The 25589-nt window shown below is 63.9% G+C and carries 22 protein-coding genes; 10 read left to right on the top strand and 12 right to left on the bottom strand.

What is annotated here, in order from left to right:
• Positions 1-84 precede the first annotated feature (84 nt).
• A complete protein-coding gene (locus JOE69_RS11035; protein ID WP_309798685.1) occupies positions 85-1296 on the bottom strand; it encodes a PucR family transcriptional regulator in 1212 nt (403 codons plus the stop codon).
• A gap of 177 nt (positions 1297-1473) precedes the next feature.
• On the opposite strand from JOE69_RS11035, the gene ald reads away from it, so the two are divergent.
• Positions 1474-2586: an alanine dehydrogenase gene (gene ald, locus JOE69_RS11030; protein WP_309798683.1), complete on the top strand. Its 1113-nt coding sequence runs from the start codon at positions 1474-1476 to the stop codon at positions 2584-2586.
• Between the two features lie 55 nt (positions 2587-2641).
• On the opposite strand, the gene JOE69_RS11025 is transcribed toward ald, so the two are convergent.
• Entirely contained in the window at positions 2642-3238 is a 597-nt protein-coding gene (locus JOE69_RS11025) for a TetR/AcrR family transcriptional regulator (protein ID WP_309798681.1), read from the bottom strand.
• Positions 3239-3376: 138 nt separating this feature from the next.
• On the opposite strand from JOE69_RS11025, the gene JOE69_RS11020 reads away from it, so the two are divergent.
• On the top strand, positions 3377-3937 hold the full coding sequence (locus tag JOE69_RS11020) for an NAD(P)H-dependent oxidoreductase (protein WP_309798679.1): 561 nt from the start codon (positions 3377-3379) through the stop codon (positions 3935-3937).
• A gap of 190 nt (positions 3938-4127) precedes the next feature.
• Here the strand turns inward: JOE69_RS11020 and JOE69_RS11015 are convergent, their stop codons facing one another.
• The 4 genes from JOE69_RS11015 to JOE69_RS11000 form a co-directional block, all read right to left on the bottom strand.
• Positions 4128-5825, bottom strand: coding sequence for an ABC transporter family substrate-binding protein (locus JOE69_RS11015; protein WP_309798677.1), 1698 nt, complete (start codon positions 5823-5825; stop codon positions 4128-4130).
• Positions 5826-5903: 78 nt separating this feature from the next.
• Positions 5904-8066: a dipeptide ABC transporter ATP-binding protein gene (locus JOE69_RS11010; protein WP_309798675.1), complete on the bottom strand. Its 2163-nt coding sequence runs from the start codon at positions 8064-8066 to the stop codon at positions 5904-5906.
• Entirely contained in the window at positions 8063-9019 is a 957-nt protein-coding gene (locus tag JOE69_RS11005) for an ABC transporter permease (protein WP_296364668.1), read from the bottom strand. The genes JOE69_RS11010 and JOE69_RS11005 overlap by 4 nt, the downstream gene beginning before the upstream one ends.
• Positions 9016-9999 carry an ABC transporter permease gene (locus JOE69_RS11000; RefSeq protein ID WP_296364670.1) on the bottom strand — a complete coding sequence of 328 codons (984 nt, stop codon included), beginning with the start codon at positions 9997-9999 and terminating at the stop codon, positions 9016-9018. The genes JOE69_RS11005 and JOE69_RS11000 overlap by 4 nt, the downstream gene beginning before the upstream one ends.
• 493 nt (positions 10000-10492) lie before the next feature.
• Between JOE69_RS11000 and JOE69_RS10995 the strand changes: the two genes are divergently transcribed.
• Positions 10493-11728, top strand: a complete 1236-nt coding sequence (locus JOE69_RS10995) for an aminotransferase-like domain-containing protein (protein ID WP_309798672.1) — start codon at positions 10493-10495, stop codon at positions 11726-11728.
• Here the strand turns inward: JOE69_RS10995 and JOE69_RS10990 are convergent.
• Positions 11715-13025, bottom strand: coding sequence for an MFS transporter (locus JOE69_RS10990; RefSeq protein ID WP_309798670.1), 1311 nt, complete (start codon positions 13023-13025; stop codon positions 11715-11717). The genes JOE69_RS10995 and JOE69_RS10990 overlap by 14 nt on opposite strands.
• Positions 13026-13124: 99 nt before the next feature.
• On the opposite strand from JOE69_RS10990, the gene JOE69_RS10985 reads away from it, so the two are divergent.
• The 5 genes from JOE69_RS10985 to JOE69_RS10965 all read left to right on the top strand — a co-directional run bounded on the left by JOE69_RS10985 (position 13125) and on the right by JOE69_RS10965 (position 17639).
• Positions 13125-13922, top strand: coding sequence for an IclR family transcriptional regulator (locus JOE69_RS10985; RefSeq protein WP_296364675.1), 798 nt, complete (start codon positions 13125-13127; stop codon positions 13920-13922).
• A gap of 82 nt (positions 13923-14004) precedes the next feature.
• The gene (locus tag JOE69_RS10980) at positions 14005-15087 is read left to right on the top strand and encodes a cupin domain-containing protein (RefSeq protein ID WP_309798668.1); all 1083 of its coding nucleotides are present in this window, start codon (positions 14005-14007) and stop codon (positions 15085-15087) included.
• Positions 15084-15926, top strand: coding sequence for a fumarylacetoacetate hydrolase family protein (locus tag JOE69_RS10975; RefSeq protein WP_309798666.1), 843 nt, complete (start codon positions 15084-15086; stop codon positions 15924-15926). The genes JOE69_RS10980 and JOE69_RS10975 overlap by 4 nt, the downstream gene beginning before the upstream one ends.
• The gene (locus JOE69_RS10970; RefSeq protein WP_309798664.1) at positions 15910-16569 is read left to right on the top strand and encodes a maleylpyruvate isomerase family mycothiol-dependent enzyme; all 660 of its coding nucleotides are present in this window, start codon (positions 15910-15912) and stop codon (positions 16567-16569) included. Before JOE69_RS10975 ends, JOE69_RS10970 begins: the two co-directional genes overlap by 17 nt.
• A gap of 224 nt (positions 16570-16793) precedes the next feature.
• A complete protein-coding gene (locus JOE69_RS10965; RefSeq protein ID WP_309798662.1) occupies positions 16794-17639 on the top strand; it encodes an alpha/beta hydrolase family protein in 846 nt (281 codons plus the stop codon).
• 33 nt (positions 17640-17672) lie between these two features.
• Here the strand turns inward: JOE69_RS10965 and JOE69_RS10960 are convergent, their stop codons facing one another.
• The 4 genes from JOE69_RS10960 to JOE69_RS10945 all read right to left on the bottom strand — a co-directional run bounded on the left by JOE69_RS10960 (position 17673) and on the right by JOE69_RS10945 (position 22442).
• On the bottom strand, positions 17673-19058 hold the full coding sequence (locus tag JOE69_RS10960) for a dihydrolipoamide acetyltransferase family protein (protein WP_309798660.1): 1386 nt from the start codon (positions 19056-19058) through the stop codon (positions 17673-17675).
• Positions 19058-20032 carry an alpha-ketoacid dehydrogenase subunit beta gene (locus JOE69_RS10955; RefSeq protein WP_309798658.1) on the bottom strand — a complete coding sequence of 325 codons (975 nt, stop codon included), beginning with the start codon at positions 20030-20032 and terminating at the stop codon, positions 19058-19060. Before JOE69_RS10955 ends, JOE69_RS10960 begins: the two co-directional genes overlap by 1 nt.
• On the bottom strand, positions 20029-21144 hold the full coding sequence (gene pdhA, locus JOE69_RS10950; RefSeq protein ID WP_374709748.1) for a pyruvate dehydrogenase (acetyl-transferring) E1 component subunit alpha: 1116 nt from the start codon (positions 21142-21144) through the stop codon (positions 20029-20031). Before pdhA ends, JOE69_RS10955 begins: the two co-directional genes overlap by 4 nt.
• A 176-nt stretch (positions 21145-21320) precedes the next feature.
• Positions 21321-22442 carry a histidinol-phosphate transaminase gene (locus JOE69_RS10945; RefSeq protein ID WP_309798656.1) on the bottom strand — a complete coding sequence of 374 codons (1122 nt, stop codon included), beginning with the start codon at positions 22440-22442 and terminating at the stop codon, positions 21321-21323.
• A gap of 79 nt (positions 22443-22521) precedes the next feature.
• On the opposite strand from JOE69_RS10945, the gene JOE69_RS10940 reads away from it, so the two are divergent.
• Positions 22522-22950 (top strand): phage holin family protein, encoded by a 429-nt coding sequence (locus JOE69_RS10940; RefSeq protein ID WP_296364690.1) that lies wholly within the window; start codon positions 22522-22524, stop codon positions 22948-22950.
• Positions 22951-23021: 71 nt separating this feature from the next.
• Positions 23022-24437, top strand: coding sequence for an adenylosuccinate lyase (gene purB / locus JOE69_RS10935; RefSeq protein WP_309798654.1), 1416 nt, complete (start codon positions 23022-23024; stop codon positions 24435-24437).
• A gap of 632 nt (positions 24438-25069) precedes the next feature.
• Here the strand turns inward: purB and JOE69_RS10930 are convergent.
• On the bottom strand, positions 25070-25453 hold the full coding sequence (locus JOE69_RS10930) for a hypothetical protein (RefSeq protein ID WP_309798652.1): 384 nt from the start codon (positions 25451-25453) through the stop codon (positions 25070-25072).
• Positions 25454-25589 lie beyond the last annotated feature (136 nt).

Here is a 25589-nt window from a genome sequence, read left to right as displayed (position 1 = left end):
GGTTGCCGTCGATGACCACAATCCGGCAACCACAATCCGCCGTCGGACCTGCCCGAAAGGGCAATTGTTTGCTACCAGGTTCGGTTACAGACGCGGCCTGGCGGCCCATCGCTCGGCTTTGATCGCCGCGTGCAACTCCAGCCTGACCATTCCGTTGAGCGGTTCCGCGGCCAAAACCGACCGAATCCTGGCCAGCCGGTTGTAGATCGAGCTGCGGTGCAGATGCAATTTGTCCGCCACGTCCTGGACCGAGCCGTCGTTGTCGTAGATCAATTCCAACATCGGCAGCAATTCCGCGTTCCGGTCCGCCTCGGCCAGCCGACGGTAGTTCACGGAGCTGATCCGGCCCCAGCGCCCGCCCGCCAGCAGTTGGTAGATCCCGGTGGCCCGGCAGTCGACCAGTTCGCCCAATTCCGGATCCACCGCTCCGGCTTGCGCCGCGACCTTGGATTGCGCGTAAGCCTCGGGAAGGAGCCCGAGATTGCCGAACGGCTCGCTGATCCCCAAGACCATCCGGTCCGAAGCCCGGCCCAACCGCTTGCTCAATTCCATCTGGTAACGCACCAGCACCGCGGCGTGGTTGGCCCGGCCGACCGAATCCCGGAACAACATCACCGCATGGGTTCCGGTTCCGGCGCTGAACAACGCGGCATCGAGTCCGATGGTCGCCTGCAGAGCGGCACTGCGGTGGGTCAGCGTCGCCGCGATCGGGTCATCGGCCGAAGCCGCATGGGCCTCGGCGATCTCGAAAGCGGTCACCAATTGCCACGGCCCCCGGTTGTGCACTTCGCTCCAGCCCGCCACCGCGGCCAGCGCTCCGGCCTCGCCCGAACATGCTGCCAGGAACTCCTGTTCTCGGCCGCGCCGGAACTCGGATTCGGCGGTGTTGGAATCCAACAGCAAGGAGGCCAAGAGGTCCAACTGGTTGCGCACCCGGGGCAGTTGGGCCAAGATCGCGGTCGCCGATTCCTCCGACTCCTCCTGCTGCACCCACAAGTAACCGACCCGGTACCCGCGGACCAGCAGCGGTACGCACACCCGCCCGAGCATGCCCAGCTGTTCGTTCGCCGGCAGGGCCACGGGCCGGACCGCGACGGCGATGCCATGCGCCAGCTGCCAGGCGCTGACGTCGGCCGGAACCCGTTTGCTCAGCAGGAAGTTGACCCGCACCTTGTCGGCGTGCGGCTGGTTGGAGCTGTAAGCCAGCAGCAAGCCATCGACGTCTTCGAGCGACAGCCCGCGGCCGAGCACCGCCGCCACCTCTTCCACCAGTCCCTCTACGTCGTGACTCTGCATATCGACAGGATACGACACTTGACGTGCCTAGGTTCGACAAATGTCGAATCTGGTTCCGGAAAATCCTTGAAATTACGCGGATTTCGGCAGCGCGCCCGAACTCGGCGGCTGTCCGCCACCTCACATCCGGTCTTAAGCTGATGGAGTTAGACGTTGCCCCTAAGACGGAGTTTTTCGATGATCATCGGCGTTCCCAAGGAAATCAAGAACAACGAATTCCGCGTCGCCATTACGGCTTCCGGCGTGCACGAGTTCATCAGCCACGGTCACACCGTCCTGATCGAGCGCGGCGCGGGCGTCGGCTCCTCGATTTCCGACGACGAATACGCTGTGGCCGGCGCCGAGTTGGTCGACTCCGCGGATGAGCTCTGGGCCCGGGCCGACATGGTGATGAAAGTCAAAGAGCCGATCGCGGCCGAGTACCACCGGTTCCGCGAGGGCCTGGTGCTGTTCACCTACCTGCACTTGGCCGCCGAGCCCGAACTGACCGCAGAGCTGATCAAATCCGGCGTCACGGCGATCGCCTACGAAACCGTCCAAGAAGGCCGCGCCCTGCCGCTGCTGGCTCCCATGTCCGAGGTCGCCGGGCGGCTCTCGGTACAGGTCGGCGCACAGTCCTTGATGGCCCCGGCGGGCGGAAAAGGCGTGCTGCTCGGCGGCGTCCCCGGTGTGCGCCCCGCCAAAGTCATCGTGCTGGGTGCCGGTGTAGCGGGCACCAACGCCGCCGCAATGGCGCTGGGCCTCGGCGCCGACGTGAGCATTCTGGACATCAACATCAACCGGTTGCGCGAGCTCGACGCGATCTACCAAGGCCGCTTGAAGACCATCGCTTCGAATGCCCTGGAAATCGAAAAGTCGCTGCTCGATGCAGATCTGGTTATCGGATCGGTATTGATTCCCGGCGCCAAGGCACCGAAGTTGGTCACCAATGCACTGGTCGCCCGGATGAAGCCGGGCTCGGTACTCGTGGACATCGCGGTGGACCAGGGCGGCTGCTTCGAAGACAGCCACCCGACCACGCACGAGAACCCGACCTTCATGGTGCACAATTCGCTGTTCTACTGCGTCGCCAATATGCCGGGCGCGGTGCCCAACACGTCGACCTACGCCCTGACCAACGTCACGCTGCGCTACGCGACCGCGCTGGCCAACCTCGGCGCCAAAGCGGCATTGGAAAGCATCCCGGCCCTCGCGGCCGGCCTGAACGTGGCCGGCGGCAAGGTCACCAATCAGTCGGTAGCCCTGGCCCACGGCCTGGAGCTCTCCGAAGACTGGCACGCGCTGGTCTGATTCGACTCCCGGCTGCGTGGCGGATCAGTGCGATCCCCCAATGCGCACTGCGCCGTCACGCAGCCGGGTCACCCACTACCCGTTCCACGAGGAACTCCCACAACGCTTTTTGGCGGCCGGCATCCATGCCGGCCGTTTTTCTTTGGTACTCGAGCAGGCTCGGGTGCAATGCGCTCAACAGCACCAGGGCCAATGCACTGGCGTCAACGGCGACCTTTCCGGCGCGCAACAGCATCGACACGTGCATCCGGTGGAACTCGGCAACCCGCGAGTTGAACCTCCGGTCGCCGACTTCATCGGCGGCCCGCTGCAGTTCCCCGGTGACTTCGAAACGGTCGATCGCGGCGACCCCGTAGGCGAGCAGCCGCTCTTTCGCAGTAGCACCCGGTCCGAGCGGAGGCGGACCGAAAATCAACGATCGCTGGAAATCCTCTTCCGTGTGGCTCAAGAGCGAATCGAGCAACCCGGCCCGGTTGCCGAAGCGCCGGAAAATGGTGCCTTTGCCGGTAGCCGCGCGGCGCGCGAGCTCATCCATGGTGAGCCCGTCGATGCCCTGCTCGGCAATGATCTGACCGGCGATGTTGAGCAGTTTCTCCCGATTGCGCGCTGCATCTCCCCGCTCCGTCTGCGGCGACGGCGGGTTCGATGTCACGGGGAGAAAAGAATTCTGCAAAATATCCTCGACTCGGGAATACTAAACGGACCATGGTCCGTTTTACCGGTGAACTGTTCGCCTCCCACGGACCGCACAGCCAATGATTACCCAGTCCAATAACAGGAAAGCTCCTCCATGTCTGAGAACACAGTACTAGCTCTGGTCGGCAGCCTGCGCGCCGGCTCCACCAACCGCCAGCTCGCCGAGGCGACCGCCCAGGTCTCCCCCGAAGGCACCACCGTGGTGATCTTCGACGGCCTCGCCGAGATCCCGTTCTACAACGAAGACCTGGATGTCGAGGGCCAGGTCCCAGCGGCCGCGCTCCGGCTGCGCGAGGCCGCTGCCGGCGCTGCCGGAATCCTCTTCTTCACCCCGGAATACAACGGCACCATGACCGCTGTGCTGAAGAACGCGATCGACTGGCTGTCCCGGCCTTTCGGCGCCGGCGCACTCAAGGACAAAGCAGTGGCGGTTCTGGGCACGGCTTACGGCCAGTACGGCGGAGTCTGGGCGCACGACGACGCCCGCAAGTCGCTCAAGATCGCCGGCGCCACCGTGCTCGAGGACGTCAAGGTCGCGATCCCGGGCTCCGTGGTGCGCTTTGCCGAATTGCATCCCAAGGACGACGCCGAGGTGGTCGGCCAGGTGACTGAGGCACTGGAAACCCTGCTCGGCAGCGGCAAGGTCGCCGCCTAGTTAGAATTTCGCTTCTGCACAATTCGCGGTGCTGGTGTGGCCTGCGCGACCAATGTGACAGATTCTTGGCCCGGCTGACTGGTTATTTGTTTATTTGTGCAGGGGTGTTGCAGCAAAACGGCAGTGGCCCCGGAAGATCCTCCGGGGCCACTGCCGGGTGCGGCTCAGCTAAGGGCTAGCCGGGCTGGAACTACTTCTGCCAGCCGACGTCCACCCAGTTGGTGCTGCTCAGCGACTGGAACAGATTAGCACCGTAGTTGGCCAGGCCGGTCCGGGCGAAGTAGATGTCCGGGCCGTTGAACGCGACGCCCATGGAGAAGTACTTGGCCATGTGCTCCTTCTCGATGTCCATGGCCTCCTTGTTCCGTGCCGCGTCGTCCTCGATGGTCGAGACCTTGGCGATCCGCTCGTCGAGTGCGGCATCGCCGACCTTGTTGTTGCTGGTCTTCGAGTCGTAGTACTGCTTCACCGCAGTGGTCGCGTCCGCGCCGACGGTGTAACCGGAAATGGTCAGCTGGAAGCTGCGCTCGCCGACGACCTTGCCGAACTCGGAAGAACCCTTCTGGTCGATGGTCAAATCCATCCCACCATCGCGCAGCTGCTTCTGCAGGGTCTGCACCAGGGCCAAAGTGGTCGGATCGTCGCCGAAGTTGGTGATCTTGAAAGCCAGCTTCTGGCCGTCTTTTGTCATGATGCCATCGGAGCCCGCGGTGTAACCGGCATCGGTCAGCACCTTCTTGGCCGCATCCGGGCCGGTGGTCTTCGCCGGGTAGTTGTCCTGGTAGTACTTGGAGAACGGCAGCAGCATCATCGAACCAGGCGTGGTTTCTTCCCAGTTCAGGCCGTTGTAGCGCACCGTAGCGAGCGCCTTGCGGTCGACCGCGGTGAAGACCGCGTCGCGCACCGCGACATCGGTCATCGGAGCCGCCTGGGCATTGATGTTCATGCCACCGGCGAACAACCGCTGGCCCCGCCGGATATCCGTGTTCGGCGAATCTTTGAGTTGGTTGTACCGGTTGAGCGTATTGCCCGTGGTGACGTCGATTTCCTGGTTCTTGAACGCCGCGATGGTCGCCGCGCTTTCCATCTGGCGGAAGACCAACTGGTCCAGAACCGGCTTCTGGCCCCACCACTTGTCATTCGGCACCATGGAGACGGTCTTCGCGGCGGAATCGTAGTTCTCCAGCTTGAACGGGCCGGCTGCCCAGTCCGGGCGCATGTTCTGCACGAAGCCATTGTTGAACACGTCCGGCGTGTTCACCTTCGGGTTCAGGATCGTGCCGAAAATGTTGTCCAACGGATAGGTCGGCTGCTTCATGGTGACCGTGACGTCCTTGGGCGTAGCGCCCTGGACCACGGACTCGATGTTCTCATAGGCGCCCGGGGTTACGATGTTGACCTCGGGGTTCTCGCCATTGAGCATCTTCCAGGTGTTGATGAAGGCATCGGCTGCGATCGGGGTCCCGTCGTTCCAAATGGCCTTGTCATTGATCTTGATTTTGATCGTCTGCTTGCCATTTTCGGTGGCGCTCTTGAACTCGGAGCAGAAATCGGTCACCAGCTTCGGCGTCCCGTCGGCCTGTGAGACCCAGCAACCCGCAGAGTTCATCGCGCTCATCAGCGTGGCGCCATCAGCGCTGTTGCCATTCTGGCCGGAGGTATTGAAATCCGGGCCGATATTGCCCAGTGGGATGGTCACTTTGCCACCCTGTTTGAGGTTTTCCCGTGGCTGCGCGTTGATACTGACCAGCTTGCTGATATCGGCACCGGCGGTCTGTGCCGCACCGGAAGCCGGCCCTTGGCCCTGCCCTCCGCCGCCACCGCAACCGGTGATGACCAGTGCGGCAGCCACCAGAGCGGCTCCGCCTACCGTCAATTTCGTTTTCATGCTCTTCCTTTCATCTGGGTTCTTGCCATGGATCGAGTGGTTTGCGGCTTCATTGCCGGCAGTCCGCTCGGGTTGGAATCAATTCACCAACACCGCCTGGTCCAGTTCGTGGTCCGGGAACAGGCAAGCGTGCTGGTGGTCGTCGCCGGCGCCGGCGGGCACCAAGTCCGGCATTGCGCCGCGGCATTTTTCCCGCTTCGGCTCCGGAAGTACCGCGAAAATCGGACACCGGCTGGAGAACACGCAGCCCGGTGGCGCATCCAACGGCGTCGGCAGATCGCCTTTCAAGACGATCCGTTCCCGGCTGCGCTCGATGGCCGGGTCCGGAATCGGGATCGCGGACAGCAGCGCCTTGGTGTACGGGTGTTTCGGATCGTCGAAGACCTGCTCCACGTCACCGATCTCCACGATCTTGCCCAGGTACATCACCGCGACCCGATTGGAAATGTGCCGGACCACGGACAGATCATGGGACACCATGAGATAGCTCAACCCGAGCTCGGCCTTGAGTTGCTCCAGCAGGTTGATCACGCCGGCCTGCACTGAGACGTCCAGCGCGGAAACCGGCTCATCGAGCGCCACCAATTTGGGGTTCGTCGCGAGCGCCCGGGCAATGCCGATGCGTTGCCGTTGGCCGCCGGAGAACTGGTTCGGGAACCGGTTGACGAAATCCGGCTGCAGTCCCACCAGCCTCATCAATTCCAGGATCCGCTGCTTGATCTCCGCCTTGGACATGCCGCGGTTCTCCAGCGGTTCGGAAAGCGCCTCGAAAACCGTGAAGCGCGGGTCCAGGGCCCCGGTGGGATCTTGGAACACCATTTGCAAATCCCTGCGGACCACCTTGCGCACATCGACGCTTTTCGCCTCGGAGTTCTTCGCCTCGCCGATTTGGATCAGCCCGGGCTGGCCGCGCTCGAACTCCATGATCTCCAGCAAAGTCGTGGTCTTGCCGCAGCCGGACTCCCCGACGATCGAGAAGCACTCGCCTTCCCGGATATCGAAGCTGACCCCGTCGACGGCTTTGACTGTGCCGATCCGGCGCTTGAACAACGCGCCCTTGAGCAACGGGAAGTGCTTGGTCAAATCCGCCACCCGGAGCACCGCGGTGCGCTCCAGCCGGGGCAGTCGTTCCAGCGGTGATCCGGTCAACTCCGGCGCTTCGAAGACGTCGTGCGCATTGACTCCGACCAGCTGCCCGGTTTTGATGCACGCAGCCTGGTGCGCGAATCCATGCTCCGGGCCGGCCGCACCGATGGTGACCATCGGGATCTCCCCGGTGCGGCATTCCTCCGAAGCCAAGGGGCAACGCGGCGCGAAAGCGCAACCCGGCGGTGGTGAAATCAAGTTCGGCGGGGTGCCCTTGATCGGGACCAGCGAATTCTTCGACGAGGTGTCCACCCGTGGGATCGCGCCGAGCAACCCCAGGGTGTACGGCATCCGCGGGCCGACGTAGATGCTCTCCACCGGTCCCCGTTCCACTGCGCGGCCGGCGTACATCACCATGATTTCGTCCGCCATGCCGGCCACCACGCCCAAATCGTGCGTGATCATCACCACCGCGGCACCGGTCTCCTGCTGCGCGGCCTTCAGGACTTCGAGCACCTGGGCCTGGATGGTCACGTCCAGGGCGGTGGTGCACTCATCCGCGAACAGCACTGCGGGGTCGTTCGCGATCGCGATCGCGATCATCACCCGCTGCCGCATGCCGCCCGAGAATTCGTGCGGGAAGGCCCGCAGACGATCCTTGGGGCTGGGAATGCCCACCAGCCCCAAGAGTTCAACGGTCCGGGCTTCTTTGGCCTGTTTGCTCATGCCCGGATTGTGGATGGTCAACGTCTCGATGATCTGCTGCCCGATGGTCAGCACCGGAGTCAGCGAGGACAAGGGGTCCTGGAAGACCATGGAGATGTCCTTGCCACGGTACTTGGACATCGCTTTGTCGCTCAGCCCCAGCAGCTCCTGACCGCGATACTGCACCGAACCGGTGATGTCCGCGGTTTCCGGCAGCAGGCCCATTACGGCCATCGAAGACACCGACTTGCCGGAACCCGACTCGCCGACGATGCCCAGGGTCTGCCCTGGCCGCAGGTCGAAGTCGATCCCGCGGACCGCATGGTTGATGCCGTTCTCGGTGTTGAATCTGACGTTGAGGTCACGCACGCTCAGCACGGCATCGGAGGGAACCGCGAGGCCGGAACCTGCCGGCAGTCCGATTTCTTCCGGACCCAGATTGATCGTCATTTCTTCTTCGCCTTGCCTACTGAAGTGGAGCTGGGGTCGAACGCATCACGCAGGCCGTCGTTGAGCATGGACAGCGAACCGGTCAGGAAGAACATCGCCAGCAAGGGATACCAGAACATCCAGGGATAGGAGCTCACCTGGGAGCTGGCTTGGCCGATCAGGACGCCCAGGCTGATGTCCGGGTCCTTGATCCCGATGCCGATGAAGGAGAAGGCGATTTCCGCGAGGATCGCGGCAGTCACGCCGCGGGTGATGTCCAGGACCAGCAGCGAGCCGATGTTCGGCACCAGGTGCCGCCAGACAATTTTGAACGGATGCACCCCCATGAATTGCGCGGCTTTCACGAAGTCCCGGCTCATCAACGACTTGCCCAGCGAACGGATCAGCCGGGCTGCGCCCATCCAGCCGAAAATCAGGATCACGATGGTCAGCAGGATCCAGCCGGGCAGGCTGCTCTGCAATCCGCCGCCACCGCTGGTCACGATGGCCACGATCAGGATTGAGGGCACCATGATCAGCGCTTCCAGGATGAACAACATGATCCGCTCCAGCCGGCCGCCGAAGTAGGCCATGGTGCAGCCGTAAATCGCCGCGAACAACGCACTGCCGATGCCGACCACGAGGCCGATCACGATCGAGGTGCGGATGCCCTCCACCATCTGGGCGAACAAATCGCGGCCGCCCTGGCTGGTGCCGAACCAATGCGTGGCGGACGGGCCGGTGCCGATATTGAGCGGATCGATCGTGGTCTTGTCCCACTGCTGCAGGAAAACCCCGGCCGTGGAGAACAAGCACAGCAGTAAGAAGATGACCAGACCGGCCACCGCGGTCTTATTGCGCAGGAACCTGCGGAAGATGATCTGGGCTTTGCCCATCACCTGCTCGTCGCCCGATTCGAGGGCCTCCTCGAGATGCTCCTCGCTCGGCCCCGGCGCGCTGTTGACGACGCTCATGAAACCCTCACTCTCGGGTCGACGATGCTAGTCGCCAGATCAGCCAGGATCGCGCCGACCGCGAAGACCAGGGAACCGAAGGCGACCGTCATCACGGTGCCATTGACGTCCGCCGTCGTAATCGCTTGGATCGACCACAAACCGATGCCCGGCCAGGCGAAGATCATCTCCGCGAAAAATGCTCCGGTGAACACGGCCGGGATGTGGAACGCGATCGACTGCGCCACTGGGATGAAGGACACTCGGAGGCCGTGCCGCCGGATCGCTTGATTCCTCGTCAGTCCTTTGGCCCGTGCAGTGCGCACGAAATCGGCATTGACGTTGTCCAGCAAATACTGCCGCTGCGCGATTTGGAAGGTCTGCCAACCGAAGATGGTGAGCGCGAAGGTCGGCACCACGTAGTGCGCCAGCAGATCCAGGAAGGCGGGGAAGCCCGGAGCTATGCCCACGGTGGATATCCCGGTCACGAAGAAGATCTGCGAGCCGGCCATTTCGTTGATCTTGATCGCGCCGAGCTGGACCAGGAAGTAGCCGATCGGCGCCGGCAGGATGTAGACCAGGTAGCTGTAACCGGTGATGATCCGGTCGGAAAATTTGTACTGCCGGGCGGCGGAATACACGCCCAGGGCCACTCCGATCAGGATCGTGAGCACCATGGCGGTGATGTACAACCGGGTGGAGACCCAGACCCGGTCGCCGAACTCGGCATTCACATATGAGCCATTGGGGCTACGCCCCCAGTCCCAGCGGGTGACCACGCCGAGCAGCCAATCGCCGTAGCGTTCAATCGGATTCTTGGTCGGGTCCAACCCCAGACTGGCGAAGTTCGCCTGCACTTGTTCCGGGCTCGGCCGGGGAGTCCGTTCCTGTTCCAGCAAAGTCGGCCGCATGGTAGATACGGCCAAAAAATAGGTGGCGGACGTCGTCAGGAAAATCATGACTAGATAGGTGGCGGCTCGTTTGAGCAGATATACAAGCATGGGACGGTTACTGGCGCGGCTCCGACGTGGTCAATCCAACGCACCCGACATCCAACATCCCCCAGCTTTTCAATGACACCTGTATCAGTCCTCCCGACTGGTTCGTCGTCGATGCGCGTTTTCCGCCACAACCCCCGTTGGCTCTGGTGAGCACCGCGCCGGGCTATTCGACAAACAGCCCAACCCATGTGCCGCGCATCACATTGGACCGAATCTAGCACAGGGATTTCACCCGGTTGACCGTGCGAACCCACAGCAGTAACCGGCCGACATCTGTCGGAAACAGACAGCGCTCAGCAACAACCTGTCTGCAAAACCCGTCGAATAGCGCTCAAAACTCTGCTTGCTGTGCAAAAAATACAGCGATGAACGCCATTGGAGTCCAAAAGCAACTAACTAAAACCGTTTACTCGTTACAAAAACGTTACCCAACATTCACAGCGGAAATACCTGCCATGCAACCTCTGTTGATCAGGAGGCAACCTAGGGGTTTATGCTGGAAAACGTGACTTCCCTCATGGACGGCCCGCTGACCGACCTGTTCTCAGCCCGCGCCGCAAACATCAAGCAATCCGCAGTGCGCGACGTTTTCGAAATCTCGATGCGCCCGGGGCTGATTTCGCTGGCCGGCGGAAACCCCTACCTGCAGTCGCTGCCGCTGGAAAAGCTCGGCGCCACGGCCGCCGCGATCATCGCCGAACAAGGCTTGGAAGCGCTCCAGTACGGCGGCGGCCAAGGCACTCTCGAGCTGCGCGAGCAGATCTGCCAGGTGATGGCGGCCGAAGGCATCCTCGACGCCGACCCGGACAATGTGGTGATCACCGCGGGTTCGCAATCGGCACAGGACGTCGCGGCGAAGGTCTTCTGCGATCCGGGCGACGTGGTGCTCGTGGAAGATCCCACCTATGTCGGGGCACTGAATACCTTCGAGGCCTACCAGGTGGAGGTCATCCCGGTGGCGGTCGACGGCGACGGCTTGGTCCCGGAAGCACTCCGCGCCCAATTGGCCCGGCTCCGCGCCGCCGGCAAACGGGTGAAACTGCTCTACACGATCCCCAACTTCAACAACCCCTCAGGCGCCATGCTGGCCGAAGACCGCCGCCAGGTGGTGATCGACATCTGCCGCGAAGAACACGTCCTGATCCTGGAAGACAATCCTTACGGATTGCTCAAGTTCGACGGCGAGCCGTTGGCGCCGTTGCGGGCCCGGGACAGCGAGCAGGTGCTCTACCTCGGCTCGTTCTCCAAAATCTTCGCCCCGGGCCTGCGGATCGGCTGGGCCCTGGTCCCGACCGCACTGAAACAGCGCTTCTACCTGGCCAGCGAGGCGGTGACCCTGTGCCCACCGTCGTTCAACCAAATGCTGGTTTCCGCCTACCTGCGCGATTACGACTGGCTCGGCCAAGTGGCGCACTACCGCTCGCTGTACCGCGAGCGCTGCGAAACCATGTTGGAAGCACTCGACGAGCACATGCCTGCCGGAGTCAGCTGGAATCGGCCGTCCGGCGGCTTTTTCATCTGGCTGACTTTGCCGGAGGGCATCGACACCTACCCCTTGCTGCACGAAGGGATCGAAGCCGGCGTGGTCTTCGTGCCCGGTGCGGCCTTCACCGGCGCGGAGCACAGCAACTCGCTGCGGCTCGCGTTCAGCGCGGTCAACTCCGAAAGCATCCGGGAAGGCGTCCGCCGGCTCGCGCCGGTTCTAGCCAAAGCGATCAGCGCGCGCTGACCGCTCCAGCCGACTGCGCCGAACGGCGCAACCGGACGAACAGATAGCCCAACGCGATCGCGGCCACTCCGGCGCCGAAGGCGAAGGCGATGTAGTTCGAGTTCACCCCGAGATTCGCGGCAAGCAGCAAGCCGCCGACCTGCGGAGCGGCAACCGCGCCGATCCGCCCGACGCCGAGCGCCCAGCCGAGTGCGGTGCCGCGCAGGCGGTCCGGGTAATGGTTGGCGATTGCGGCCAGAATCAGGCATTGCGTACCGTGCGTGCCCACCCCGGCGACCACCAGCAGCACGTAGACCATTGCGGTCGGCGGATTGACCAGAAGCAAGAGCAGGCTCGCCGTCGCGAAGGCCGCAGTCACCGAGGCCACCCGCAATGGCCCGAAGCGGTCGGCCAAGGGCGCAGCGAGCAATGAACCGGCGACGGCGCCGAGGTTGAGTGCGATTGCGAAGGTCAGCGCGGAGCCGAGGTTGTGCCCGGCGGTCTGCATCAGATTCGGCAGCCAAATGCCCAAGCCGTACCAGGCGAACAAGGTGGCGAGCACGGCCAGTGCGAAAAGCAGGCTCGGCGCCAAATGAGGCGTCTTCAGAATATTGCCGAAGCCGACCCGGTCCGTTTTCGCCGACAACCGGGACTGCTTGCTCAAGGTCTCCGGCAAGTACCGCCAGGCCAGCGGCAGCAGCACCACGATCGCCAACGCCGCGACCAGGAACATCGACTGCCAGCCGAATGCCGGGATCAGACCGATACCGAGCAGCGCCGCCATGGTCCCGCCGATCGGCACCCCGGAGAGCATCAAGGTCGCGATCATGGCCCGGAACTTCACTGGCACCAACTCTGCCGCGAGCGCGGCCACCGACGGCATCAGGCCGCCCAGCCCCACTCCTGCGATGAAGCGGAACACCCCGAACAGCACCGGCCCCGGAGCCACCGCGCACAGCACCGTGAAAACCGAGAAGACCAGGGTGCAGGCCAGGATCGTATTGCGCCGGCCCAAGCGGTCCGCGGTCCGGCCGGCCAGCAATGCGCCCACCAGCATTCCGGCGAAGGCCACGCTGCCGAGCGTCCCGGCGGTACTGCGGGTCAACCCCCAGTCGGTGTCCTGGATCAGCGAGGTCTGCACGGTGCCGTAGACGATCAGGTCGTAGCCGTCGAAGACCACGAGCAGCCAGCAGACCACGACGGCGATCACCGTGGCGCGTTTCCCCAGGACGGGGCGTCCCGGGTCCGTTGGTTCGACCCGCGTTGCGGGCTCGGACTTCGGGGCCGCTGGATTCGATGGGGGTTGGGATGTGCTCATATCGTGTCCTCATTGACCGTACTGACCGGGACCCGGCATAGTCCGGGTAATCCCATGACACTTCCTGTTCCGCTTGACTTCGATCAATATAATTCTTCTATGCAGAATAAACAGCCGGGAAATCTGCCCCGAAAACCGAGCTACGCGCTGGAGTCCGTGGACAATGCGCTGCGGCTGATGCAATTGCTCCGGGACGTGGGGCAGATCCGGCTCAAGGACGCCGCGGTGGAGCTCGGCATCGCACCCTCCACGGCACACCGCCTGATGGCCATGCTGGTCTATCGCGGATTCGCCGTGCAGGACGAATCCCGCCACTACCAGCCCGGGCCCGCCATCGGACTCGCCCCCGCCGGGATGCAGTGGGCCAAAGACCTGCGAGCCCTGGCCCAACCGCATCTGGAACTGCTGTCCAGCCGACTCGGCGAAACCGTGAATCTGATGATCCGAGTAGGCAGCAAAGTCCGGTTCCTTTCGACCGTGGAATCCGATACTTTCCTGCGGGTCGGCGACCGGCAGGGCACCGCCTTCGAAGCCCGGGACACCTCCGGGGGCAAAGCACTCCTGGCCGAACTCCCGGACGTCTCGTTGATCCAGCTCTACCGCTCCAAAAGCGCCGCCCTGTCCGGGGACCTGCTCGATGAGAAATCCTTCAACTCGCTGCGCGCCGAATTGGCGACCGTCCGGACCACCGGTTATGCCTTGAACCGGGACAGCACCGAAGCCGGGGTCTCCGCCGTCGGCACGGCACTGCACAACTGCTCGGGCGAAGCCGTCGCCGCATTCGCGGTGGCCAGCCCGACCACCCGGTTCGCAGCGCTCCTGGACAAGCGCAGCCTGGAGTTGATCCGGCTCTGCCGGCAGGACATCGATCGGGACATCGCCCAACCGACCAGCTAGATTCTTCTCTGAAGAATTTTCTCGTGCCGGCTCGCGCCACCTGGTTAGGCTCGCAACCTGATCTGATCCGACAGGAGCGAGCATGCACAGCGATATCACCGATGGCCCTCCGGAACCGGAGCTCGAGCAGCTCTACCGTGACTTCGCCACCGAAAACCTGAACCCGCTCTGGACCCAGCTTTCCGACTTGATGCCGGAGTCGCCGGCACCGAAGGCCGTGCCGCACGTGTGGCGCTGGAATACGCTCTACCCGCTGGCGCAACGTTCCGGAGATCTGGTTCCGGTGGGCCGCGGCGGGGAACGGCGCGCGATCGCGTTGGCCAATCCCGGGCTGGGCGGCGCACCCTATGTTTCGGCAACCCTGTGGGCTGCGATCCAGTATCTGGGGCCACGCGAAACCGCGCCGGAACACCGGCATTCGCAAAATGCCTTCCGCTTCATCATCGAGGGCGAAGGCGTCTGGACCGTGGTCAATGGGGATCCGGTGGCGATGCGCCGCGGCGATTTCCTGCTCACTCCGGGTTGGAATTTCCACGGCCACTACAACGAATCCGACGCCCCGATGGCCTGGATCGATGGCCTGGACATCCCGTTCGTGCACTACTCGGACACCAGCTTCTTCGAGTTCGGCTCGGAGCGGGTCACCGACGAGGCCACGCCGCCCACGTCCCGGGCCGAACGGCTCTGGGCCTACCCCGGGCTGCGTCCGCTGAGCGGTTTGGGCGAGCGCACCAACTCGCCGATCGCGGCCTACCGTTGGGAGTACACGAACCGGGCACTGGCCGAACAGCTGCTGCTGGAAGACGAAGGCCAACCTGCGACCATCGAGCCCGGGCACGCTGCCATCCGGTACAGCAACCCGACCACCGGTGGCGATGTGATGCCCACGCTCCGCGCGGAATTCCACCGGTTCCGCGAAGGCGCCCATTCACGGACCCGGCGCGAGGTCGGTTCGTCAGTCTGGCAAGTCTTCGACGGCAGCGGAACGGTCACCCTGGACGGCCGGGAACAGGAACTCGCCACCGGAGATCTGTTCGTGGTCCCCTCTTGGGTCCCCTGGTCGATCCAGGCCCGCAGCGGACTCGATCTGTTCCGCTTCTCCGACGCGCCGATCATCGAAAAACTTCATTTCAACCGGACTTTCATCGAAGGGGAACAGCCGTGAAACTGGCCACCATCCGCACCGTCTCAGGAACCTCGGCCGCGGTCGTCCGCGGCGACGAACTGATCGAGATCGCCGGAGTGCCCGACGTCGGCGCCTTGCTCGCGGCACCAGACTGGCAGTCGGTTGCCACGGCAGCGGACGGCGCCCGGCATCAGGCTGCGGCAGCCGATTTGGCCCCGGTGGTCCCGCACCCCGGAAAAATCGTCTGCGTCGGCTTGAATTACCGGAACCACATCAAGGAAATGGGCCGCGAGCTGCCGGAATTCCCCACCCTCTTCGCGAAATATCCGGAAGCCCTGATCGGCCCGCGGGACGACATCGAGCTGCCCGCCGAATCCGATCAGGTCGATTGGGAGGCCGAGCTCGCCGTGGTGATCGGCAAACCGGCCCGCCGGGTCAGCGAAGCCGCAGCCGCCGATCACATCGCCGGGTACGCGGTGCTCAACGATGTCACCATGCGCGACTACCAATACCGCACTCCGCAATGGTTCCAGGGCAAAACCTGGGAAAATTCCACCCCGTTCGGCCCCTACCTGGTCACACCGGATGAATTTGCGTTGGGGGCCATCCTGCGTGGCCAGGTGGACGGCCGAACGGTTCAAGAGGTCCCGACGTCGGATTTGGTCTTCTCGCCGGCCCAGCTGGTTGCCTATATCTCGACGATCTTCACCTTGCAGCCCGGCGACGTGATCGCCACCGGCACTCCGGGCGGCGTGGGCCACGCCCGGAAGCCGGCCGAGTACCTTTCCCACGGGAATCTACTCAGCACCTCGATCGACGGTTTGGGCAAGCTGCAAAACCGTGCGGTAAAAGTCGTGGACCATGCCGGCGCGAACTGACCGGAGCACCGATCCGGAGGTTCTGGCCTGGCTGCTCCAGGCCAGGCGCGGCACCGCCTACTTCGCCCGGAAACTCAATGAACTCACCGATGCAGAGCTGGCCAGGGACTCGCTGTTGGCCGGCTGGACCCGGAAGCACCTGGTGGCCCACGTGGGCTACAACGCCCGGGCACTCGCCCGGTTGGTGGAGTGGGCGGCCAGCGGCGTCGAAAACCCGATGTACCCCTCGGCCTCCGCCCGGAACGAGGAAATCGCCTTGGGCGCCACGCTCAGCCCGATCGCGCTGCGCAATCTCTTCGACCATGCCGCGATCCACTTGAACGTGGAGTGGCGCGACCTTCCGGACGACCGCTGGCGCGAGGAAGTCCGTACCATCCAAGGCCGGACCTTGCCGGTCTCGGAAACCGTCTGGCTGCGCTGCCGGGAGGTCTGGATCCACGCGGTCGACCTCGGCAATGGCGGTCGGTTCGCGGATCTTCCGGAACCCGTCCTGCGCCGCCTGCATGCCGAGATCCCGGCACTATGGGAAAGCCGGGGCGAGGTCTTCGCGATTCCGGACGGCGCTCTGGCCGACCAGGTGCAATGGATGAGCGGCCGGGCCGGCGCTTTGGCCGGAGCAGGCGATCCGCCGCGCTGGCTCTGAGCACTCAGATCCCATCGGGCCGGTCCGGCCACGCTGCCGCCCTGGCGTGGCCGGGCCGGCCCGATGGTCTGCCCCAACCACGACTCCGTCGGCGCCATCCGGTCTTGGGCGCAGTTGAGCCGGGTATCAGATGGTACGACCCGGCCCAACTGCGCCCGAGTCGGCGGCACGCAGTCCGATTATCGAAGCTTGTCTTGGCCGGGCACACGTGATCAGCTAGGCGCATGCCCGGCGAACCACTCCGACTTCGGACCGACGACGGTCAAACCCTGGCCGCCACAGTCTTCGAGCCCAGCGCTGCTGCCACCGAAACCGTGGTGATCGCCTGCGCCACCGGCGTGCTGGCCAGGTATTACCGGCGCTATGCGGAGTTCCTCCGCCAGCACGGCTACCGGGCGATCACCTTCGACTACCGCGGGATCGGCGAATCCCGGACGGCAGACCTTTCGATGCTGCGCGGGCCGTGGAGCGATTGGGGTCGCTACGATCTGGACGCGGCATTGGGCTACGCCCTCGATCGCGGGAAGGCTTCCCTGGTCGGGCACAGCTTCGGTGGTTTCGCGGCAGGCCTGGCACCGCACGGAGCCGGGCTGCACCGAATCCTGATGGTCGGCGCCCAACACGCCTTCTGGCTCGACTACCGTCATGGCAGCCGGGCCCGGTTCTGGTACCGATGGCACCTGAAGATGCCCCTGCTGACCCGCCGGTACGGATATTTCCCGGGGAAGCGGCTGGGGCTTGCCGAAGACCTGCCGCGCGGCGTCGCCCTGGACTGGGCTCACAGTCCGCGCGACTTCACCCGGCGCGATCCGGAATTACGCCGGAACTTGGCCGCAGTGGAGGCACGAATCGCCGCGGTAGCCGCCACCGACGACCCGTTCGCCACCCCGCGGGCCACCGAAAGAATGCTCGGCTACTACCCGAACGCCGTGAAAACCAGCAGCTTCCTGCCCCCGGCCCGTTACCGGCAAACCGAAATCGGACACTTCAGCTTGTTCAATGACAAGTTCGCCACCACCTTTTGGCTGGAAACCGTGGAATTCCTGGCCGGCCAGGAGCCTTGGCCCTGAGCCGGCTAGTTGCGGATTTCAGGGCCGGCGAATTCAGTCCAGCAGCAGCGCCGGCTCCTCCAGGATCGCCGCCACGTCGCCCAAGAACCTCGCTGCCACATCGCCGTCGACCACCCGGTGGTCGAAAGACCCGCCGAGGGTGGTGATCCAACGTGGCACCACCTGGCCGTCGACCACCCAGGGCTTCTGCTTGACCGTGCCGAAAGCCACGATCCCGACTTCGCCCGGATTGATGATCGGGGTACCGGTATCCAGCCCCAGTGCCCCGATATTGGTGATCGTGATGGTTCCGTCTTGCATCTGCGCCGGCTGGGTCTTGCCCGCCCGTGCGGTTTCCGCCAAGGAACTCAGGGCGACCGCCAGCTCTTTGAGCGAAAGCCGCTGTGCATCCTTGATGTTCGGCACCACCAAACCACGCGGCGTGGCTGCAGCGATGCCGAGATTCACGAATCCCTTAAGCAGGATCTCCTGATCCGTCCACGCCGCATTGACGCTCGGATTGCGCCCGGCAGCCCAGATCACGGCCTTCGCCACGATCAGCAGCGGGGATACTTTGACCCCCTCGAAGTCGCGGCTGGTTTTGAGCCGCTTGACGAACTCCATGGTGCGGCTGGCATCCACGTCGATGAAGATGCTGACATGCGGCGCGCTGAAGGCACTGCGCACCATGGCCTCCGCAGTGGCCTTGCGCACGCCTTTCACCGGAGTCCGGACCACTTCTCCGGTCCAGGCGCCCACCGGTTCACTCGACACCGTGGTCCGGTCCCGGTAATCCACCAAGTCCTTCCGGGTGACTTCGCCGCTTTTCCCGGTAGCCGGCACCAGGGCCAAATCGAGACCCCAATCCTTCGCGGCTTTCCGCACCGGCGGCGCTGCCAACGGTCGGGCTGGGGGCAGCGCCCCGACTCGTGCCGCCACTTCCGGCGCGGCCGTCGCAGCGGGTGTCGGCGTGGCCGGATCGGCACCCCGGCGGGCCCGGCGGTGCACTGCATCGGCTTTGGGTCCGGTGCCGACCAGGGGCCCGGGCAGTGCGGCTTCGACCGCGCCGCCGATCGGCTCGGCCGAAGCTGTCGGACTGGCCGAAGCGGTATGCGGAAAGGTGATTTTCCCGGACTCCGGAACCATCAGCTCCGGCGCGATGTCCAGTTCCGGATGGCTGAGCAGGACACCGGCACCGCCGCCGATCGCGATGATCGGAGTGCCGACGTCGACCGTCTGGCCTTCGGCCACCAGCAGCGCACTGACTGTGCCGGCGAAGGGCGAGGGCAGCTCAACCAGCGATTTCGCGGTTTCGATCTCGACCAGGACGTCGTTGATCGAAACCTGGTCGCCCACTTTGACCTTCCACGAGACGACCTCGGCCTCGGTCAGGCCTTCCCCGACGTCCGGCAAATTGAAAGTCTGCACCTGTTCCCCCATCAGTAGGCCATCGCCCGGTCGAAGGCTTCCAACACCCGATCGATGTCCGGCAGATAATGCTCTTCGACCCGGGCCACCGGATACGGCAGGTGGAATCCACCCACCCGGATCACCGGCGATTGCAGCGAATAAAACGACCGTTCACTGATCCGGGCCGCGATTTCACCGCCCAGGCCGCCGAACGTGGGCGCTTCATGGGCGATCAACAACCGGCCGGTTTTCTGCACCGATGCATTCACGGTGTCGAAATCGACCGGTGAAAGCGATCGCAAGTCGATCACTTCGATGCTGCCGCCGTCCTGCGCCGCCGCCTCGGCCGCGGCCAGCGCGACCGGCACCAGCGGCCCGTAGGCGACCAGCGTGGCATCGTTGCCCTCCCGCAATACCTGGGCTTCGAAAGCGCCGCGCCCCGGGCTTCCGGTGTCCACCTCGCCTTTGAGCCAATAGCGGCGTTTCGGCTCGAAGACGATCACCGGATCCGGGCAGGCGACCGCTTCCTGGATCATCCAGTACGCGTCGTGCGGGTTCGACGGCGTGATGATGCGCAGACCGGCGGTGTGCGCGAACAACGCTTCCGGCGACTCTGAGTGGTGTTCGATCGACCCGATTCCACCGCCGTAGGGAATCCGGATCACCACTCCGGCGCTCAGCTGGCCTTCGCTGCGGGCATGGATTTTGGCCAGTTGCGTGGTGATCTGATTGAACCCGGGGAAGACGAAACCGTCGAATTGGATCTCGCACACCGGTTTGTAGCCGCGCAGGGCCAGGCCGACCGCGGTGCCCACGATGCCGGACTCGGCCAAGGGGGTGTCTACCACCCGGTCTGCGCCGAACTCGGCTTTGAGCCCCTCGGTGACCCGGTAGACCCCGCCGAGGTCGCCGATGTCCTCGCCCATGAGCAAGGTGTCCGGATCGTCCTCGAGCACCCGGCGCAACCCTTCATTGATTGCCTTCGCGATGGTCAGCGTGCTCACTTCTGCACCCCTTCGGATTCGAATCCGGCCTCGTACTGTTCCCACCAGGCCAGCTCCTCGGCCACCAGCGGGTGCTGTTCCGCGTACACATGCGCGAACGAGCTGCGGATGTCCGGCATTTCCATGGCCAGCACCGCGGCACGGACGCTGGTCGCCAACGCCTCGCCGTCGGCCGTGAGTTGCGCGAAGAACTCGTCATCGGCGCTGCCTTCGGCGCGCAGCAGCTTTTCCAGCCTGGGCAAAGGATCCCGACCGGCCCAGAGCTGCTCTTCGGCGCTACCCCGGTATTTGGTCGGATCATCCGCCGTGGTGTGCGCACCCAAGCGATAGGTCACGGCTTCGATCAGCACTGGGCCGGCATCGGCGCGAGCCTGTTCGAGCGCCCAACTGGTGACCGCATGCACCGCCAGCACGTCATTGCCGTCGACCCGGATCCCGGGGAACCCGTACCCGGCTGCCCGGTTGGCCAGCGGGACTTTGGACTGGACTTCGAACGGCACCGAAATCGCCCATTGGTTGTTCTGGCAGAAGAACACCACCGGCGCTTTGAACGAGGCCGCGAACACCATGGACTCGTGCACGTCGCCTTCGGAGCTCGCCCCGTCGCCGAAATAGGCGATCACCGCGGCCGGCTCCTGCTGGCTGCCGGAATCAGCACCGGCCTGCGCCGATTTGGCCTGATCGCGTTGGATGCCCATCGCATAGCCGACGGCGTGCAGGGTCTGCGCCGCGAGCACCAGGGTATAGAGGTGGAATCCGTGTTCCTTCGGGTTCCAGCCGCCGTGCGAGACGCCGCGGAAGAGCTTCAGCAGCTTCTCCGGGCCGATCCCGCGGATCATCGCGATCGCGTGCTCCCGGTAGGTCGGGAAGAAGTAGTCTTGGCTGGCACCGGCGCGGGCCGAACCCACTTGGGCTGCCTCCTGGCCGATCGCCGGCACCCAGAGGGCCAACTCGCCTTGCCGCTGCAGGGCGGTGGCTTCCTGGTCGAATCTGCGGGCCAATGCCATGTCCCGGTAGAAACCGCGCAGGGTTTCCGGACTCAGCGCCTGGGCATATGCGTCGAATCTGGGATCCTGGCCACGGCTGCCGTCCGGCGCGAGCAATTGCACCATGCTTGCGTCGTCCACTCCATTGCCGGGCATCTCAACAACCGCCACAGCGTCACCTCAATTCCATGCTTCGCGATGGAAATATTCCTTCCGCGGAATACATAACTAGCGCGGAATATTTCCCCAACCCAGCCTCTACTCTATCCGTTCCGGAAAGCCGGGCCGCGCTGTGTGAAGCGTTAGGAAGCAAGCGGCGTCTTTGTATAACCCGCACAGATTTCCAAGAGACTGGTGTTGGCGGCTGCTTCCCCGATGCTGACCCGGACGCCCTCCCCGGCAAATGTCCGGACGGAAAGCCCCGCGGCTTCCGCCACGGCCGCAAAGTCGGCGGAATCCTCACCGAAATTGAGCCAGAAGAAATTTCCCTGGGCATCCGGGACCGGCCAACCGAGAGCGCGCAGGCCGTCCAGCACCCGCTCCCGTTCGAAGATCAGGCTTTGTACCCTTTCGATAATTTTCTCGTTCAGTTCGATTGAGGCGATGGCCGCTTCCTGCGCCACTGCTGAAGCAGTGAACGGCGATGCGGCGATCCGCAGCGACTCGGTGATCCCAGGGTGCGAGATCGAGTAGCCGATCCGCAGGCCGGCCAATCCATACGCCTTGGAGAATGTACGCAGCAGAACCACGTTCGGATACTTCCGATACATGTCCAGGCCTCGGACCATCTCCGGGTCGGTGCTGAACTCGGTGTAGGCCTCGTCGATCACCACGACGATCCGCGGCGGCACCTGGTCCAGGAATTCCACTACTTCAGCGGTATGCAGCACCGGGCCGGTGGGATTGTTCGGCGTGCAGAGCACGATGACTTTGGTCCGTTCAGTGATCGCTGCGGCCATCGCGGGCAAATCATGCCGTCCGTCCGCCGCCAGCGGCACTTGGACACTCACGGCACCGGTCAAGCCGACCGAAATCGGATAGGCCTCGAACGAGCGCCACGGATAAATGACTTCATCCGGCGCAGCCTCGTCATTGGCGCCCGCGAAAGCCGCCAGAATCTGGTTGAACGCCCCCAGGCCACCGGTCCCGGTGACGATGTCGTCGGCTGGAACGCCCAGGAATTCGCCCAGTACCGCGCGCAGCGGCGCCGCGGTCGGATCCGGATAGCGGTTGATCGACTCGAGATCGGAGATCGCCGCGAGGACCTCGGGCAACGGAGGCAGCGGATTCTCATTCGAGGAAAGTTTGAAACTCGCCACGCCGGCCACTGGAACCGGCGGTTTTCCCGCGGCGTAGCGGGGCAGTCGGCGGAGCGCCGGACGCGGAATTGCAGGGCTGGAATCGGGGGCTTCAGTGCTCACCATCACACTCTAACTGCTCTCCGGCGACCCGGAAACCGTCCCGGCACTGCCCAATCGGGGCCGAATGTGCCAGCATAGTCGGATGGGAAGATTCCTCGTCCGAGTAGTGATCAGCACCGTTGCGCTCTGGGTCACCAGTTGGGTCCTGCCCGGAGTCCGGATCAGCACCGAAGGCACCATGAACGTGGCGCAGGGCAATGACACCTTCGCCTCAGTCTTGGCTTTCCTCTTCATCGGCCTGATCTTCGGCATTGTCAATGCCCTGATCAAACCCTTGGTGAAGCTGATTTCGCTGCCGGTGACCTTGCTCACCTTGGGCCTGTTCACCGTGGTGATCAATGCCGCGATGCTGTGGTTGACCGCTTGGCTGAGCAGCTTCACACCGGTTCACTTCACCATCGACGCCTTTTTCTGGACGGCGATCTGGGCTGCGGTCATCATCAGCGTGCTGTCCATGATCGGCAGCGGCGTCACCGGTGTCAATCGCCAAGACAGCGCCGCAGCCCGCTGAACCTGTCCCGACCTCCGGCCCGGCCAGGCCCGCCGAACCGGGCCTGCCGGACGGATCGCTAGAATGGGGGCATGCCTGCTGCCTCTTCTCCGCGCTACCGCCTCGCCGAAACCCAGATCGCACTCGGACCGCTCGATGGCCGCTACCGTGCCGCCGTCGCACCCTTGGTCGATTATCTGTCCGAAGCGGCACTGAACCGGGACCGGATCGCGGTGGAGGTCGAATGGCTGATCCACTTGACCGATCAGGGCGTGCTCCCCGGCACCGCCGAGTTGAGCCAGACGCAAAAAGACCAGCTGCGCGCAATCGTCGGCGAGTTCGACGTCGACTCGGTCGCCGAACTCGCCGAGATCGAAAAAACCACGGTGCACGACGTGAAGGCCGTCGAATACTACATCGGCCGGCGGCTGGCCGGGATCGGCATCGAGTCGCTCAAACCACTGGTGCACTTCGCCTGCACCAGTGAAGACATCAACAATCTTTCCTACGCTCTGGGCATCAAGGGCGCAGTGGAAAACGTCTGGTTGCCCGCCGCCCGCGAACTCAGCGCGAAACTGCATGCCATGGCCACGGCCAACCGCACCATCCCGATGCTCTCCCGCACCCACGGACAACCGGCGACGCCGACCACCCTCGGCAAGGAGCTGGCGGTGCTCGCCTACCGGCTTGACCGGCAGCTGCGCCGGATCTCGGAGGCCGAATACCTGGGCAAAATCAACGGTGCGACCGGGACTTATGCGGCACACTACGCGGCGGCGCCCGGCGCTGATTGGCAGGCCATTTCGCGCAGCTTCGTCGAGGGCTTGGGGCTGGACTGGAACCCGCTCACCACGCAGATCGAATCGCACGACTGGCAGGCCGAGCTCTACGCGGACATCGCCCGGTTCAACCGGATCCTGCACAATCTGTGCACCGATGTCTGGAGCTATATTTCGATCGGCTACTTCGCGCAGATTCCGGTGGCCGGAGCCACTGGTTCCTCCACCATGCCGCACAAGGTGAATCCCATCCGGTTCGAGAACGCCGAGGCCAATCTGGAGATCTCCTCGGCCCTGTTGGACACCCTCGCCTCGACCCTGGTCACGTCGCGCTGGCAGCGGGATCTGACCGATTCCTCCGGCCAGCGCAACATCGGCGTGGCCTTCGGGCATTCAGTGCTCGCGATCAACAATGTACTCGGCGGGCTGGGCCGGCTCGACACCGCCGAGGCAGTGCTCGCGGACGACCTGGACCACAACTGGGAAATCCTCGGCGAAGCCGTGCAAACCGTGATGCGTGCTGAGGCGATCGCCGGCGTCCCGGGCATGGACGACCCGTATGAACGGCTCAAAGAGCTCACCCGCGGCCAACGGGTCGACGCCGGGCGGATGCAGGAGTTCATCTCCGGGCTCGGGCTTTCCGCGGAAGCGGAGGCCCGTTTGCAGGCGCTCACCCCGGGCGGCTACACCGGCATCGCCGCCGAGTTGGTGGATCACCTGCAGGACTAGCCGGCGGTGCCCCTCCGTTACGCCAACCCCGCCATAGCTACCCCAGGCCCGTCCAATTCGATGTTTCAGTGGGCTCAGACGTCCCTGCCCACTGAAACCCTTGATTAGACGGGCCTGGGTTCGTACGGGGGTATGTTGTTTCCCTCCACAGCATCGGTCGGCGGAACATCTCCTCACAACGAACCGATCATTTCCTCGTTTCATCGGACGAACGCAGCTCGCTGCGCCAAACTGAGGCGATGGTGAATCCTGTCGACGTCGTCAAGGCACAGAACGGGACGGCCAGGTGGAAAACACTGGCATTGGCCGGGGTCTCCCAGACACAGCTGAAAAAGGCGCTCGAAAGGCGGCTTCTCACAAGGGTTTCCCGTGGACTCTATTGCCTGCCAACAACCAATGCCCACAGGGTTGTTGCACGACGGGCCGGCGCCGACTCTGCATGTCTTACCGCCGCCGAGGAGCGCGGATTCTGGGTTCTCCGCCGACCTTCACTCCCCCATGTCGCGGCGAATCACGGTCGGCACATTCCCGGCGTCGTGAAACATCGAGCTGTGCTTCCACTCAGCGATGAGGATGTTGTCTCGCAGGTCCTCCGCTGTGCCGATGAATTGGACGCTCTAGTGGTACTCACCTCAGCCGTTCGGCAGAAAAGGACCTCCATCACCCGTCTTCGACGGCGGTTTCACCGCAAACGGGATAGTCGAATCCGGGGAATCCTCAATCGGGTCGATCCGCATGCCGAGTCGGCTTTGGAGGTTGCCTCCAGATTCCATCTGGAAAATGCCGGATTTGCCGTGTCTTCGCAGGTTTATCTCAAAGGCGTGGGACGAATGGACCAATGCGTCGACGGCTGCCTCGCCCTTGAGTTGATGGGCAAAGAATTCCACCTCCCGGAATCCGCGTTCAACGAGGATATGCGAAGGTTGAATGGATACACCGTGGAAAGTTTCCCAGTACTCCGAGTCGGCTATGCGCAGGTCGTACATCGACCCCACGAGTTCGTAGCGCTGATCCACAAGGCGCTAGCCGCAATCCAGATGAGCTAAACACCCTCACCAGGCCCGTCCAATTCGATGTTTCAGTGGGCTCAGACGTCCCTGCCCACTGAAACCCATGATTGGACGGGCCTGGGCTTGGCGGCAATGGGCGGCC

The sequence above is a fragment of the Arthrobacter russicus genome (assembly GCF_031454135.1).
GTDB lineage: Bacteria > Actinomycetota > Actinomycetes > Actinomycetales > Micrococcaceae > Renibacterium > Renibacterium russicum.
This window is presented reverse-complemented; position numbering and strand designations above follow the sequence as displayed.